The 14,550-nt window shown below is 72.8% G+C and carries 13 protein-coding genes and 1 riboswitch; of the genes, 1 reads left to right on the top strand and 12 read right to left on the bottom strand.

Annotation, left to right across the window (positions count from 1 at the left end; genetic code table 11):
- Positions 1-143: 143 nt before the first annotated feature.
- The gene (locus LCD31_RS16930) at positions 144-1,364 is read right to left on the bottom strand and encodes a cytochrome P450 (protein ID WP_224959341.1); all 1,221 of its coding nucleotides are present in this window, start codon (positions 1,362-1,364) and stop codon (positions 144-146) included.
- 412 nt (positions 1,365-1,776) lie between these two features.
- Between LCD31_RS16930 and LCD31_RS16925 the strand changes: the two genes are divergently transcribed.
- Positions 1,777-2,793 (top strand): AsnC family protein, encoded by a 1,017-nt coding sequence (locus LCD31_RS16925; RefSeq protein WP_224959339.1) that lies wholly within the window; start codon positions 1,777-1,779, stop codon positions 2,791-2,793.
- A 223-nt stretch (positions 2,794-3,016) separates the two neighbouring features.
- Here LCD31_RS16925 and LCD31_RS16920 read toward each other — a convergent pair whose 3' ends face one another.
- From LCD31_RS16920 to pgeF, 11 genes are all read right to left on the bottom strand, one after another.
- Positions 3,017-3,391 carry a hypothetical protein gene (locus tag LCD31_RS16920; RefSeq protein WP_224959338.1) on the bottom strand — a complete coding sequence of 125 codons (375 nt, stop codon included), beginning with the start codon at positions 3,389-3,391 and terminating at the stop codon, positions 3,017-3,019.
- A gap of 118 nt (positions 3,392-3,509) precedes the next feature.
- Positions 3,510-4,427, bottom strand: a complete 918-nt coding sequence (locus LCD31_RS16915; RefSeq protein WP_373690067.1) for an RluA family pseudouridine synthase — start codon at positions 4,425-4,427, stop codon at positions 3,510-3,512.
- An 11-nt stretch (positions 4,428-4,438) separates the two neighbouring features.
- The gene (lspA, locus tag LCD31_RS16910; protein WP_224959336.1) at positions 4,439-5,152 is read right to left on the bottom strand and encodes a signal peptidase II; all 714 of its coding nucleotides are present in this window, start codon (positions 5,150-5,152) and stop codon (positions 4,439-4,441) included.
- Positions 5,153-5,186: 34 nt separating this feature from the next.
- Complete coding sequence (locus LCD31_RS16905; RefSeq protein ID WP_224959342.1) at positions 5,187-6,515, bottom strand: aminotransferase class V-fold PLP-dependent enzyme; 1,329 nt, start codon at positions 6,513-6,515, stop codon at positions 5,187-5,189.
- Between the two features lie 71 nt (positions 6,516-6,586).
- A riboswitch (SAM riboswitch) is annotated at positions 6,587-6,701 on the bottom strand.
- A gap of 124 nt (positions 6,702-6,825) precedes the next feature.
- Positions 6,826-10,014, bottom strand: coding sequence for an isoleucine--tRNA ligase (gene ileS / locus LCD31_RS16900; protein WP_224959335.1), 3,189 nt, complete (start codon positions 10,012-10,014; stop codon positions 6,826-6,828).
- Positions 10,015-10,411: 397 nt separating this feature from the next.
- Positions 10,412-10,888: a hypothetical protein gene (locus LCD31_RS16895; protein ID WP_224959334.1), complete on the bottom strand. Its 477-nt coding sequence runs from the start codon at positions 10,886-10,888 to the stop codon at positions 10,412-10,414.
- 117 nt (positions 10,889-11,005) lie between these two features.
- The gene (locus LCD31_RS16890; protein WP_224959333.1) at positions 11,006-11,833 is read right to left on the bottom strand and encodes a DivIVA domain-containing protein; all 828 of its coding nucleotides are present in this window, start codon (positions 11,831-11,833) and stop codon (positions 11,006-11,008) included.
- A 47-nt stretch (positions 11,834-11,880) separates the two neighbouring features.
- A complete protein-coding gene (locus LCD31_RS16885) occupies positions 11,881-12,180 on the bottom strand; it encodes a YggT family protein (RefSeq protein WP_224959332.1) in 300 nt (99 codons plus the stop codon).
- Between the two features lie 19 nt (positions 12,181-12,199).
- Complete coding sequence (locus tag LCD31_RS16880) at positions 12,200-12,850, bottom strand: cell division protein SepF (protein WP_224959331.1); 651 nt, start codon at positions 12,848-12,850, stop codon at positions 12,200-12,202.
- A gap of 71 nt (positions 12,851-12,921) precedes the next feature.
- Complete coding sequence (locus LCD31_RS16875; RefSeq protein WP_224959330.1) at positions 12,922-13,659, bottom strand: YggS family pyridoxal phosphate-dependent enzyme; 738 nt, start codon at positions 13,657-13,659, stop codon at positions 12,922-12,924.
- On the bottom strand, positions 13,656-14,372 hold the full coding sequence (gene pgeF / locus LCD31_RS16870) for a peptidoglycan editing factor PgeF (protein ID WP_224959329.1): 717 nt from the start codon (positions 14,370-14,372) through the stop codon (positions 13,656-13,658). Before pgeF ends, LCD31_RS16875 begins: the two co-directional genes overlap by 4 nt.
- Between the last annotated feature and the right edge of the window lie 178 nt (positions 14,373-14,550).

The raw sequence follows: 14,550 nt of genomic DNA, 5'->3' as shown, positions 1-14,550 counted from the left end.
CGGGTTTCTCCCCCCGGGCCGGGTCGCCCGCCCGGGGTGCCGGGCGCCCGGCGGGCGCCCCTAACCGGGGGCGCGCGGGCGGCCCCGCGGGCGCCCCCCCCCCCCCCCCCCCCCCCCGGCCCCCCGGGGGGCCGCGGTGCGTTTCAGGACAACCTGATCGGCAGTTCTTCCAGCCCGTGCACGAGGGTGCTGGGCCGCCACCGCAGTTCCGCCGGGTCCACGGCGAGGCTCAGCTCCGGGAAGCGCTCCAGCAGTCCGCGCACCGCGATCCGCGCTTCGAGCCGGGCGAGCGAGGCGCCGAGGCAGAAGTGGATGCCGTGCCCGAAGCCGAGGTGCCCGGTGCTGGGGCGGCTCAGGTCGAACTCGTCGGGCCGGTCGAAGCGCCGCTCGTCCCGGTTCGCCGAACCCAGCGACACGAGCACCAGCTCCCCCGCCGGGATGTCCACGTCGCCGAGCCGGACCGGTTCGGCGGTGTGCCGCATGGTCGCCAGGTTCACCGGGCTCTCGTGCCGCAGCGTCTCCTCGACGGCGTCGTCGACGAGGTCCGGGTCGGCGCGCACCTCGGCCAGCCGCTCCGGGTTGCCGAGCAGGTCGTGGACGCAGTTGCCGATGAGGTTCACCGTCGTCTCGTGCCCGGCGGCGAGCAGCAGGAACGCCATGGAGATCAGTTCGGGTTCGCTGAGCCGGTCCGCGCCGTCGGCGGCCGCGATGAGCGCGCTGACCAGGTCGTCCCCCGGTTCTTCGCGCTTGCGGGCGACGAGCCGGGTGATGTACTCGCCGATGGCGGCCCCGGCCGAGTTGATCGTCTCGGCGTCGGCGCCGTTGACCAGCGCCGTGGTCCACCGCTTGAAGTCCTCGTGCCGTTCCTGCTCCACGCCGAGCATCTCGGAGATCACGGTGATGGGCAGCGGGAACGCGAACTCGTGCAGCAGGTCGATCTCGCCGCGGTCGGCCAGCTCGTCGAGGAGTTCGCCGGTGAGCTGCTCGACGCGCGGCCGGAGGTCTTCGACGCGGCGCGGGGTGAAGCCCTTGAGCACGAGCTTGCGCAGCCGGGAGTGGTCCGGCGGATCCGTGTTGAGCAGGTGCGCGTTGAGGTCGTCGATGAACTCGGCGCGGTGCGCGCCCTCCCCCAGCTGGTTGTCGATGGCCTTCTTGGTGCCTTCGACGTTCTTCTGCAGCCTCGGGTCGGAGAGCGCCTGCCGTGCTTCGGCGTAGCGGGTCACGACCCACACCGGGATGCCCGACCGGCTGATCACCCGCTGCGCGGGGGCGTCGGCGCGCAGCCGCGCGTAGCGCAGGTAGGGATCTTGCATGAACGCGTCGTCGAGGACGGTCGGCTCGGCGTCCTCCGTGGTGGCGGGCATCGCGTCCTCTCGGGTCGGAGGCTGTCGCGGGACAGTCAACTCGCCGCTGTCTGAGAGGATTCTCAGCTCCCAGGGCGGTCCCGAGACCACCATCCGAGGTGCTCCGCGGGTACCGCCGCGGACCCGGGAGGGGCCGCCCGAACGGCCCCGCTCCGCTCATCCGATCAGCAGGTGCCAGGCCCGTCAGCTCGCCCCGCACCTCCCGTTCTCGGCGCGAAGGGGCGGCCGCGGCGGTGCCGGGCCGGGACGGCCTGACGCCACTCCCCGGCGCCGTCGGCGACCCTCCCGGGCGTGCCGCGGATCCGCGCCCGGCCGGATCGATCCCGAGCTCGTCGAGCTCGGCGGACCGGGTTCCGGCGAACATCCCGCCCTTGCGGACGGTGATCGCCCCTAGGGGGTAGCGTGGCCTGACGTGACCGCACCTGATCCCGTGGACGTACGTCTGCTCACCGCCGTCGCCGAATCCGGGCGCGCCGCGGTCCACGAGATCGCGTCGCGGCTCGGGATGGACGTCCGCGACGTGGCCGCCCGGCTCGCGGTGCTCTCCACCACCGGGCTGCCCATGGTCGTCGGCGTCGAGTGCGACCCGGTGGGCATCCGCAACGCGGTCGCCGCCGCGAACGCCTGGACCCAGGCCAGCGGCGGCTACCAGGTGCCCAACCCGCCCAGCGGCGGCTACCAGGTGCACGGCGGCCCCAGCGGAGCGCACAGCGGCGGGCATCCCGGCCAGAACCCGCCCAGTGGCCCGCAACCGTTCACCCCCGCGGGCCCGCCCGCCTCCTTCGGCCAGCCGCAGCAGGTCAGGCCCGCGCCGCCGCCCGCACCGCAGCAGGCGCAGCCGAACCCGTGGGGCCCGCCCGGATCAGCCGCGTGGGCGCGCGGCGACCAGCAGCGGCCCCCGCAGCCCGGCCAGCCCGCGAGCGGACCGCAGTCCGGGCCGCAACCGGCGCAGCAGCCGGCGAACCCGCACGCGCCGACCGCCAAGACCCCGGTGCCCGCCGCGGCCCGCACCGGCAAGGTCGGCAGCAAGCTCGACGTGGACGGTCCCGAAGGCGAGCGGATCACCATCCAGCTCGTCGAGGTCGTCGACCCGGCCGACTTCCTGTTCACCGCGGCCGGCTACCAGCTGCAGGAGGGCGAGCGCTCGGTCGTCGTGCACACCGAGCTCACCAACCGCAGCCCGATGCCGTTCACCTCGCTGCCCGACCTCTACCTGGTCCTGGTCGCCGAGGACGGGTCCACCGTGGGCAAGGCACCGGTCGCGTTGTCCTCCCGGCCGCCGCACCGCATCGGCGTGCCGCCCGGCGAGACCGCGGGCGGGCACACCGTGTACGTGCTGCCGGAGGACACCGAGCTGTCCACGGTCCGCTGGGCCATGCGCCCCGGGGACGACCAGCGCACCCTCCACTGGGACATCACCGATCTCTGATTCCGCGTTCGCGCTGCTGAGCGGGGCGGTGGTGGAACCTCGCCCGTCCGCTCGCCGAGGGGGATCGTTCGCACCGGTGGCTCTGCGCCACAGGGGAAAGCGCCGTCCTCGCTGGAAGACGGCCGAGAACTCGCGTGGGGCGGCTTGCTCAGGTGGTCGCCGGTGACGGGAAGACGCCGGACCCACCGCGGGAGCCCGCAGCTGGTCCGTCCACTTCGGACACTCAGTTGCCGCGGCGGCGAACCCAGTCGAGGGGACCGCCGCGAGGGCGCTCCGGGCGGCGTTCGCGGCGTTGCAGGGTCGGCCAGTCACCCGCGTCCGCGGACGGGCCGGGTTCCGGATCGGCGCCGAGCACCGCCGGGCCCGCGCGGCCGACGTCCTCCGCCGCCAGCAGCTCCGCCAGCCCCTGCTGGCCGGGATCGGTCCGCTCCGCGTCGGTGGTGGGCCACCGCTCCTCGACCTCCGCGCGCTCGTCCCGCCGCGCGGACGCGGACGGCGGTGCACCGCCCAGCGGCAGACCCGTCGGCGGCGTCGGCGTGTCGTCGGTGAACTCCGCGCGACGCCCGTCGAACGTCCCGCTCGCTCCGGCCTGGGTCATCGGCCACTCCCCCCGCTGTTCCTGGATCAGCACGACCACGCTACGCGACCGGCCGGACCCGTCCGGACGACGATCGCCGCAACGCGCGTCCCGGCGGCGGGAGCGGGCGGCCGGCGGCTCAGGAGTCCTGTTCGCGGAGGGTGTCCAGGGCGTGCTGGAGGTCGTCCGGGTAGTCGCTGGTGAACGTCACCCACTGCCCGTCGGCGGGGTGCTCGAAGCCGAGCATCCGCGCGTGCAGCCACTGCCTGCCGAGCTGCAACCGCCGCGCCAGCACCGGATCCGCGCCGTAGGTGAGGTCGCCCGCGCACGGGTGCCGGACCGCGGAGAAGTGCACCCGGATCTGGTGCGTGCGCCCGGTCTCCAGCTTCACGTCCACCAGGGACGCGGCGCGGAACGCCTCCACCGTCTCGTAGTGGGTGATGCTGGGCTTGCCTCCGCTGACCACGGCGAACTTGTAGTCGTGCTTGGGGTGGCGGTCGATCGGCGCGTCGATGGTGCCGCTGCTCGGATCGGGGTGGCCCTGCACCAGCGCGTGGTAGCGCTTCTCCACGGTGCGCTCCTTGAACGCCCGCTTCAGCGCGGTGTAGGCGTGTTCGCTCTTCGCGGCGACCATGACGCCGGTGGTGCCCGCGTCGAGCCGGTGCACCACGCCCTGGCGCTCCGCGGCGCCCGAGGTCGCGATGCGCACGCCCGCGGCGGCGAGCCCGCCGATCACGGTGGGGCCCTCCCAACCGGGGCTGGGGTGCACGGCGACGCCGATGGGCTTGTCGACCACGACGATGTCGTCGTCCTGGTGCAGGATCCGCAGGCCCTCCACGGGCACCGCGACCACTTCCGGTTCGGGCCGCGCGTCGGGCAGCGTCACTTCCACCAGCCCGCCCGCGATCAGCCGGTCCGACTTGCCGACGGGAGCGCCGTCGAGCAGCACCTCACCGGATTCGGCGAGCCCCGCCACCGTGTTCCGGGACAACCCGAGCAACTTCGCCAGGCCCGCGTCGACCCGCATCCCTTCGAGGCCGTCGGGGACCGGGAGCATCCGCAGATCGCTCATGCCCGGTCCTCGCGCTTCTTCCGGGTGTGCACGGTGCCGTCGTAGTCGCGGCCGAGCAGCGACAGCAGCACCACGAGGATCCCGCCACACACGATGGACGAGTCGGCGACGTTGAACACCGGCCACACGCTGCCGTCCGGCGCGAACAGCGACACGAAGTCCACGACGTGGCCGCGCAACGGCCCGGGCTCCCGGAACAACCGGTCGACCAGGTTCCCGCACGCCCCGCCCAGCACCAGGCCGAGCCCGACGGCCCACCCGGTGGAGCGCAGCTTCGGCGCCAGCCACACGATGACGCCGACCACGACGATCGCCAGCAGCGCCAGCAGCCAGGTCATGCCGGTGGCCAGCGAGAACGCCGCCCCCGGGTTGCGCACCAGCACCAGGTACACCGCCCCGCCGAACAGTTCCAGCGGCGGCTGCCCGTCGAGCCGCGCGACCGCGGCGATCTTGGTCACCACGTCCGCGGCGAGCAGCAGCGCGGCCACCCCGAACAGCAGCGCCAGCAGCTTCCGCGAGGCACGGCCACCGGCCGCCCCGACCGCGGTCGAACCGTCGCCGTCCGAACCCGGGTCCGGCTCGCTCGCGGCGGTACCGCCGTCCCCGCTCGCGGCGGGTCGCGCTTCCGGTTCTGAGGACGAGCCCTCGCCGGTGGCGGGGTTCGATCCGGGCTGCTCGGAGTCGGACTGCTCGGTGTTCACCCGGCCCATTCTCCCCGACCGCCGATCGGTCGTTCGCAGCGGCTCACGCCAACGCGGCGGGGAACTCGCGCGGGTCGTCGACGGGAACCCAGCGGCCGCCGTCGAGTTCGTAGCTCCACTGCGGACCGTGGGCGACGAGCCCGCGCAGCGCGGTGACGATCCGGTCCACGTGCTCGACGGTGGTGCCGAGACCGAGGCTGATCCGCACGGCGCGCTGCGCGTCGGTGCCCGCCAGCAGGTGCCGCACGGCCCGGTGCGCGCAGAACAGCCCGTCCCGCACGCCGATGCCGTGCTCCGCGGACAGCGCCGCCGCCAGCAGCCCGGGGTCCTGGCCGTCCACGGTGAAGCTGACCACGCCGACCCGGTCGTGCTCGGGGCCGAACAGACCCAGCTCGCGCAGCCCGGGAACGGTGGCGAGCCCGGCGCGGAGCCTGCGCAGCAGCAGGTCCTCGTGCCCCTCGATCGCCTCGGCGTGCTCGGCGAGCACCTCGCAGGCCTTGGCGAGCGCGTGCACCCCGACGGTGTTCGGCGAACCGGCCTCGTGCCGCTCCGGACCGGTGTTCCAGTCGATCTCGCCCGCGTCGGGGACCGATCGGGTGGCGCCGCCGCCGGCCAGGTACGGCTCGGCCCGGTCCAGCCAGTCGTCGCGGCCGATGAGCGCTCCCGCGCCGAACGGGGCGTAGAGCTTGTGCCCGGACAGCACGGCGTGGTCCACGCCGAGGTCGGCGATGCGCACCGGGCGGTGCGGGGCGAGCTGGGCGGCGTCGAGCACGGTGCGGGCGCCGTGCTCGCGGGCGACGCGGGCGAGCTCGGCGACCGGCCACAGCTCGCCGGTCACGTTGGACGCCCCGGTGAGCACGGCCAGCTTCGGCCCGTCGGCGCACTCGGCGAGCGCGGCGTCGAGCAGTCGCACCGCCTCCTGCGGGCTCTCCGGGATGCCGAGGTGGTGCACCCGCTCCCCCGCCCACGGCAGCAGCGCCGCGTGGTGCTCGGTGTCGAACACGACCACCGAGGTGTCCGCGGGAAGCGCGGCGGCCAGCAGGTTCAGCGCGTCGGTGGTGTTCCGGGTGAAGATCACCGAATCGGTGCGGCGGGCGCCGACGAACCGGCGCAGCGTCTCCCGCGCCCCCTCGTAGACCCGGGTGCACACCTGGGAGGCGAACCCGGCGCCGCGGTGCACGCTGGCGTACCAGGGCAGCAGCTCGTTCACGGCGTCGCGCACCGCGTTCAGGCAAGGCGCGCTGGCCCCGTGGTCCAGGTTGGCGTACTCGGCGGAACCGCCGGTGACCAGCGGAACCCGCAGCTGCGCGCCGACGACCGCGGGGACCGCGGGAACGGAGTCCCCGACGGACCAGATCGGGGTTTCGGCGATCTCGCCGGTGGCGGAGCGGACGGCTGACGACACGATGCCTCCTAGGGCCTCACCGGGCCCGGAGCATTCGGGGCCCGCGCTTGCCGATCGCCCTGCGCGATCGGCCAGGTCCTCACCCGGGGCACCCCACCGCGGTAGGAGGGTTGCCGGCCAGCAAACCGGGGTTTCCCGCTGGCACTCATGACCTTCGACGGAGAAGACTAGGGATCGCCCCCGCCGCGCGCAACCACCCCGTGCGAAGTGGGAGGTGCGCCACGCCCGTCCGGGCGGATCCGCGGTGGTTCCCGCGGACCCGCCCGGCGGCGACCGATCAGACCCGTTCGACGGCGACCGAGACGTCCACGCCGTCCCCGACGCTGCCCGCGGAACCACCCGCGGCCGCGCCCTCGGACACGGCGTCGGCGAGCGTTTCGGCGGCGATGAACTCGCGGTGCGCGTCCACGGCGGCCAGCACCTCGGCCGGCGCGGAGACCTCGACGCGGATGCGGTCGGAGATCTCGAAACCGGCGTCCCGGCGCGCCTGCTGCACGACGCGCACCAGGTCGCGGGCCACGCCTTCGGCGGCCAGCTCCGGGGTGACGTCGCAGTCCAGCACCACCATCCCGGCGCCGCCCGGCAACGCGGCCGCGGCACCGGAGTCGGTGGACACCAGCCGCTCGGTGAACTCGCCCTCCTGCAGTTCGGTGCCGTCGGCGACCACGGCCCCGGCCGCGTTGCGGGTCCAGTCACCGGACTTCACGGCCTTGATCACCCGCTGCACGTCCTTGCCCAGCCGAGGTCCGGCGGCGCGGGCGTTCACGGCGATCTCGAACCGGCCGTGCGCGGCGACGTCGGTGGTCAGCTCGACCTCCTTGACGTTCACCTCGTCCCGGACCAGGTCGACGAACGGCCGCAGCGACTCGGCCTCCGGCATGGCCACGACCAGCTTCGCCAGCGGCAGCCGGACGCGGCGCGAGTTCGACTTCCGCAGCGCCAGCGCCGAGGAGCACACCTGCCGCACCCGGTCCATCGCGGAGACCAGCGCCGCGTCGGCAGGCAGCTCGTCGACCAGCGGCCAGTCCGACAGGTGTACCGAGCGGCCGCCGGTGAGCCCGCGCCACACCGCTTCCGCGGTCAGCGGCAGCAGCGGCGCCACCACCCGGCAGGTCACCTCCAGCACGGTGTGCAGGGTGTCGATGGCGTCGGCGTCCCCGGCCCAGAACCGGTCCCGGGAGCGGCGCACGTACCAGTTGGTCAGCACCTCCAGGAAGTCGCGGACAGCGGCGCACGCCCCGGCCGGGTCGAACACGTCCATCGCGGCCTGCACGTCGCCGACCAGCTCGTGCGCCTTGGCGAGCACGTAGCGGTCCAGCACGTGCTCGCTGTCCACCCGGAACCGGCCCTCGACTCCTTCGGCGTTGGCGTACAACGCCAGGAAGTACCAGGAGTTCCACAGCGGCAGCACCGCCTGGCGCACCGCGTCCCGGATGCCGCGCTCGGTGACCACCAGGTCTCCGCCGCGCAGGATCGGGCTCGCCATCAGGAACCAGCGCATCGCGTCCGAACCGTCGCGGTCGAAGACCTCGTTCACGTCCGGGTAGTTGTTCTTCGACTTCGACATCTTCATGCCGTCGTCGCCGAGCACGATGCCGTGCGCGACCACGTTGGAGAACGCGGGCCGGTCGAACAGCGCGGTGGCCAGCACGTGCAGCAGGTAGAACCAGCCGCGGGACTGGCCGTTGTACTCGACGATGAAGTCGCCCGGGTAGTGGTGCTCGAACCAGTCGGAGTTCTCGAACGGGTAGTGGACCTGCGCGAACGGCATCGCCCCGGACTCGAACCAGCAGTCCAGCACCTCCGGCACCCGCCGCATCGTGGACGCGCCGGTCGGGTCGTCCGGGTTCGGCCGGGTCAGCTCGTCGATGTTCGGGCGGTGCAGGTCGGCGGGCCGTACCCCGAAGTCGCGCTCCAGCTCGTCCAGCGAGCCGTACACGTCGGTGCGCGGGTACGCCGGGTCGTCCGAGGTCCACACCGGGATCGGCGAACCCCAGAACCGGTTCCGCGAGATGTTCCAGTCGCGGGCGTTGGACAGCCACTTGCCGAACTGGCCGTCCCGGATGTGCCCCGGCACCCAGTTGATCTGCTGGTTGAGCTCGACCATGCGGTCCCGGAACCGGGTGACGGCCACGAACCAGGACGACAGGGCCCGCTGGATCAGCGCGTTGTCGCAGCGCCAGCAGTGCGGGTACGGGTGGTCGTAGGTCTCGTGCCGCAGCAGCAGCCCGGCTTCCTTGAGATCCCGGATGATCTGCTTGTTCGCCTCGAAGACCTGCTGGCCCTCGTACGGCGCGACCTCGGCGGTGAACCGGCCCCGCGCGTCGACCGGGACGACCGGTTCGATGTCGTGCGCGTCGGTGACGGCCTTGTCCTCCTCACCGAAGGCGGGCGCGATGTGCACGACACCGGTGCCGTCCTCGGTGGTGACGTAGTCGGCGGGCAGCACCTGGTGGGCGTTGGGTCGCCCGGCGAAGAAGTCGAACGGCGGCCGGTAGCTCGTGCCGATCAGCTCGGCGCCGGTGAACCGGGCGACGACGCGGTCGGCGACGTCCTCGCCGAGCTCCCGCGCGTACGCGCCCAGCCGGGCCTCGGCGAGCACGTAGCGCTCCCCGCCCTGGCCGGGCTCCACCAGCACGTAGTCCACCTCGGGGTGCACCGCGGCCGCGAGGTTCGACGGCAACGTCCACGGGGTCGTCGTCCAGACCAGGGCCAGCGCCCCGTCGAACGCCTTGCCCGGCGCGACGAGCCGCAGGCCCACCGTCACCGCCGGGTCCTGCCGCTGCCGGTAGGTGTCGTCCATCCGCGTCTCGGTGTTGGACAGCGGCGTCTCGCAGCGCCAGCAGTACCAGAGCACCCGGAAGCCCTCGTAGACCAAGCCCTTGTCCCACAAGGTCTTGAACGCCCACATGACGCTCTCCATGTAGTCCACGTCGAGCGTCTTGTAGTCGTTCTCGAAGTCCACCCAGCGGGCCTGGCGGGTGACGTAGTCCTCCCACTCCCGCGTGTAGCGCAGCACCGAGGCGCGGCAGGCGTCGTTGAACTCGGCGACGCCCATCGACTCGATCTCGGACTTCGAGGTGATGCCGAGTTGCTTCTCCGCCTGCACCTCGGCGGGCAGCCCGTGGCAGTCCCAGCCGAAGCGGCGCTCCACCCGGCGGCCGCGCATCGTCTGGTAGCGCGGCACCGCGTCCTTGACGTACCCGGTGAGCAGGTGGCCGTAGTGCGGCAGGCCGTTGGCGAACGGCGGCCCGTCGTAGAAGACGAACTCGTTCGAGCCGTTGACGCCCGCGTCCCTGGCCTGCACGCTCTCCCGGAACGTCCCGTCCGCGGACCAGAAGTCCAGCACTTCCCGCTCGACCTGCGGGAACGACGGTTGCGCGGCCACCCCGCGCTCCTGGGGGGCCTCTCGATCCGCGTCCTCCGGGGCGGCCGTTCCGCCGAATCGGACCTTCGGGTAAGCCATCGCGGGTGTTCTCCTCGCCGGTGTGTCGTCAGCAGCCGCACGGGCATCCGGACTCGATGCCCACACGGGGACGACACGGCGCGCGACCATCCGGCCGCCCGCGTCCCGCGGTACCACCCCGCTTGCCGCCGCAGAACGCGACGGCCACTCGTTGCCGGCTGTCACGGGCCGGACCCGTCCGGTTCTACTGGGGCGCTGCTCCCGCTGGAGCACTGCGCCCGTTCTTCCGGAGGCTCCCCGGTGATGGCCGGATCAACGCCGATGCGGGCCGGTCGCTCCCCGGCGACCAGCCCGCATTCAGCATAACCATTCGACGCCACCGGTTTCCCGCGGCCACCGCGGTCCGCGCCCAGGGCCCTGAGCGCTCCGCGGCGGATCCGCGTTCCCGGCGGTCCTGCTAGCGCGCGGCGCGCGCCTGTCCCGCCAGCACCGCGTCCGGGGTGCAGCGGGAGCAGGCCGTGAAGCCCAGTTCCCGGGCCTCCTTCACCGGCAGCCCCTGCACCTCGCGCTCGCCGAGCCAGTCGCAGCTCGCCAAGTGGTACCGGGGACGTTCGTCGACGACCACGACTTCGTCGTCCGATTCGGACACCAGCAGCGCGTCCGCCGCATCGGTGTCCTCCTCGTCCGGTTCCTCGTCGACGTCGACCTCGCCGGCCGGTGCCGCCGGGTCCTGCCCCGCCTCGCCCGCGGAGACCGGTTGCCGCGGCGGTGAGCTCGCTTCCCTCCGCCGCCGCAACCGTTCCACCACGAGCAGTGCCGCGGCCAGCACGCTGAGCAGCACCGACAACCACGCCCATTCCGGGCGTTGGACCAGCACCGACGTCACCAGCACGCCACCGGCCGCCAGGACCAGGAACAGCACTACCAACAACACGCCGAACTTCCCTTCACCGCACCGTGCGGGGACCCCCTTGTCCCCTCCGCAGCCGACCACCGGCGGCTCCTGGGCCGCGCGATGGCTCACGACCGGCGGATCCGGTCACCGGCCCGCTCAGCCGGCTTCGGCGGCCCGAGCTCCGAAGCTGTAGGTGTTCTGCTGGCCGGCAGCGCGGCTCCCGCTCTCGGCGGGTGCCGCCGATCCGCGGTCCTGCAGTTCACGCAGCTGCGATTCCAGGTAGGTCTGCAACCGGGTGCGGTACTCGCGCTCGAAGGTGCGCAAGGTGTCGATCTTCTTCTCCAGCGCGTTCTTCTCCTGGGTGATGTTGCCCATCACCTCGGCGTGCTTGCGCTGCGCGTCGCGTTCCAGACCGGCGGCCTTCTCCCTGGCCTGCCGCTCCAGCGTCTCGGCCCTGGTCCGGGCGTCGTTGAGCATCGTCTCGGCGCGGGTGCGCGCCTCGTTGACCATGCTGTCCGACTTCGACCGGGCGTCGGAGAGCAACTGCTCGGACTTGGTCCGGGCCTCCGAGAGCATGCCGTCGGCTTCGGCCTTCGCCTCGCCGGTCAGCCGGTCCGCCATCTCCTGGGCGAGCCCGAGGACCTTGGCGGCCTGCACGTGGTGGTCACCACCCGGCGAGGTCTGCTCGGCCGCGGTGGGAGCCGGGACCGGCGCGAGCCGACGCGGTTCCTCCACCGGAGCGGGGGCGGCGGGAACCGCGGACGCCTGACTGCGCGCGTCGTCGAGATCGACCTGCGCGGTCTGCAGCTGGCCCTCCAGCTGCTCCATCTGGCTCCGCAGGTCGTTGTTCTCCTCCACCAACCGGGCGAGCTCGGCTTCAACCAGGTCGAGGAAAGCATCCACCTCGTCCTCGTTGTAACCGCGCTTCCCGATCGGCGGTTTACTGAACGCGACGTTATGCACGTCGGCGGGGGTCAAGCCCACAAGATCACCTCACGCACTCTTCGGCTGCGGGTCACCCGGGTTCCCCGTTACCCGGACTGCGCCCATAGTCTCAACAGCAGCTGCATCAGTATGAACACAACCAGCAGCAGCACCATAATGGATAGGTCCAGCCCTACACCGCCGATCCGGACCGTCGGGATCACCCGACGCAGCAGCCGGATCGGCGGGTCGGTCACTGTGTAGATGCTCTCCAACGCGATTGCAACCCCTCCAGCGGGGCGCCAGTCGCGGGCGAACACCCGGACGAGCTCGATCACGATACGGGCCGTGAGCAGCAGCCAGAAGAAGAAGACCGCGTAGTAAAGGACGATCAGCGCCAGTTCCACAGCTCAACTCTGCCACCGGTCACCCGTAGTTGAAAAAGGCACCCTCGGCCAAGCGGCGCTTGTCCTCGGCTGCGACGTCCACGTTCGGGGGTGAGAGCAAGAACACCCGGTTGGTGACCTTCTCGATCGAACCGCGCATCGCGAAGGCCAGACCTGCGGCGAAGTCGACCAGACGCTTGGCGTCCGCTTCGTCCATCTCCGTCAGGTTCATGATCACAGGAGTGCCGTCCCGGTACTGCTCCCCGATCGTGCGGGCCTCGCTGTAGCTGCGAGGATGCAGAGTTGTGATCTTGCTCAAGTTGAAGTGGCTGCCGGTGTCGGTGACGGCCCGCAACCGGGAGACGGACTCCCGCTCGGCGGCCGTGCGCGCCGCGGTCTCCGGCGTCCACTGCCTGCGCGACGGCTTGACGTCGCGGTACTCCTCGCCGCGGTGACCGGTGTCCCGGTGCGCGGCCTCGCGGTGCCCGTGATCGTCGAATCCCTCGTCGGCGGCCGCCTCGTCCTGGTAGCCGCCGCGCACTCCGACGCGCCGCCGTCCGACCCGGTCGGCTGGCGCGTCGTACTCGCCCGCATCGCCGTACCGGTCGCCGTAGGGCTCGTCGTCGAAGTCGTCGACCTCGTCGGCGGGCACCATGCCGAAGTAGGCCTTCAGCTTGTGCATCGTGCTCATCGGCGTGCCCTTCCTCCGCGACTCCTCCGGAGCCGAGCGCGGTTCGACCGGCGTTCGACCCTCCGCCCAGGCTACGGCGAGATTAACCGCCGCCCTCCCAGCAGCGCTGTTCCGACACGCACCCTGGTGGAGCCGTGGGCCACAGCACTCTCCAGATCGCCGCTCATCCCCGCCGAGATCTCCCCAGCTTCGGGGTGGTCCCGGCGGAGCCGGGTGGAGATCGCCGAAAGTGTGTCGAAGGCCACGTCCGGCGCGGTGTTCTGAGGCGCCACGGCCATGACTCCGCGCAACCTGAGCTCATCCCGCGCGGCGATGTCGGCGGCGAGCGCGGGCACCTCGGCGGCGGGGCAGCCACCCCGGCCGGCCGCCTCGTCCAGGTTCACCTGAACGAGAACTTCGAGCGGGCGTGTCCGCTCTCCCGCGTCGAGCGCGTTGCGCACGGCACCGGCCAGCGCCTCCACCAGCCGCGGGCTGTCCGCGGACTCCACGACGTCCGCCCAGCGGGCGACCGAGCGCGCCTTGTTCCGCTGCAGCTGCCCGACCATGTGCCAGCGCGCCTCCGCGGCGGGGCGCAGGGCGGCCAGCTCGGCGACCTTCGGCCGGGCCTCCTGCTCGCGGTTCTCCGCGAACGAGACCAGGCCCAGATCGGCCAGCAGCGCCACGTCCCGCGCCGGGAAGGTCTTGGTCACCGCCAGCAGCTGCACGTCCGCCACCGGCCGCCCAGCGGCCGCACAGGCCGCCGCGAGGCGCTGCCGGATCGAGCTCAGGGACTCGGCGAGCTCCGCGCGGCGCTCGTCGTCCTCGCTCACGACTCCTCCCGCTCCGCCCACACCACGGCGGCGAACCGGCCCGTGCGGGGCCCGTCACGGCGGTGGCTGAACAGCTCGCGGCTCTCCATCGTGCAGCGCGGATCGATGCCGATCTTCGCGATCCCGGCGCCCGCCAGCTGCTCCCACAGCCCCGCGCGCAGGTCCAGCCCCGGCGTGCCCTTGCGGGTGCGGCAGGCGCTGCCGGGCAGGTACTCCTCGACGTCGTCGCGCATCGACTCGGGCACCTCGTAGCACTGGCCGCAGGCGGCGGGTCCCAGCAGCGCCTCGATGTCGTCGATGCGGGCGCCCGCGCCGCGCATCGCCTTCAGTGCCTCGACGAGGACGCCGACCCGGGCGCCGACCCGGCCCGCGTGCACCGCGGCCACCACGCCGGTCACCGGGTCGCCGAGCAGCACCGGCACGCAGTCCGCGGTGAGCACCGCCAGCGCCAGCCCGGGCTGCGCGCTCACCAGGGCGTCGGTGGCCTCCACCGGTTCCGGGCGCGGGCCGTCGACGAGTTCGGCGTTCTTGCCGTGGATCTGCTCCATCCACACCAGCCGCGACGGGTCCAGCCCGATGCCGGCGGCGAGCTTGCGCTCGTTGGCCGCGAGCGCCTCGGGGTCGTCGCCGACCCGGCCGCCGAGGTTGAACGAGTCGAACGGCGGCTTCGAGCTGCCGCCTTCCCGCGTGGTGATCACGCGCCGGATCCGCACTCCATCACTCCCGATCTCGAAGGGTCGTTGCCGACTGGCGGGGCGGCGTCCCGGAGCACCGGTGCCCGCACATGAGCGGGGCCCCGGGCGGAGTGCGGGCCCGGGGCCCATAAGGGCCCCGCCGGCGCGGGGTCAGCCGGGCATGATCGGGGGGTTTTTCCCCGCGGGGGGGTTTTGA

The sequence above is a fragment of the Saccharopolyspora sp. 6M genome, from assembly GCF_020176775.1.
In the GTDB taxonomy this organism is placed as follows: domain Bacteria; phylum Actinomycetota; class Actinomycetes; order Mycobacteriales; family Pseudonocardiaceae; genus Saccharopolyspora_C; species Saccharopolyspora_C gregorii.
The sequence above is the reverse complement of the archived record's forward strand: the minus strand, read 5'-3'. Positions and strand labels throughout refer to the sequence as shown.

Excerpts from the sequence above, each read along its gene's own strand:
- LCD31_RS16880 (WP_224959331.1), bottom strand. The coding sequence starts at position 12,850 with ATGAGCACGATGCACAAGCTGAAGGCCTACTTCGGCATGGTGCCCGCC.
- LCD31_RS16915 (WP_373690067.1), bottom strand. The coding sequence starts at position 4,427 with ATGCTCCCGGTCCCCGACGGCCTCGAAGGGATGCGGGTCGACGCGGGC.
- LCD31_RS16930 (WP_224959341.1), bottom strand. The coding sequence starts at position 1,364 with ATGCCCGCCACCACGGAGGACGCCGAGCCGACCGTCCTCGACGACGCG.
- ileS (WP_224959335.1), bottom strand. The coding sequence starts at position 10,014 with ATGGCTTACCCGAAGGTCCGATTCGGCGGAACGGCCGCCCCGGAGGAC.
- LCD31_RS16920 (WP_224959338.1), bottom strand. The coding sequence starts at position 3,391 with ATGACCCAGGCCGGAGCGAGCGGGACGTTCGACGGGCGTCGCGCGGAG.
- lspA (WP_224959336.1), bottom strand. The coding sequence starts at position 5,152 with ATGGGCCGGGTGAACACCGAGCAGTCCGACTCCGAGCAGCCCGGATCG.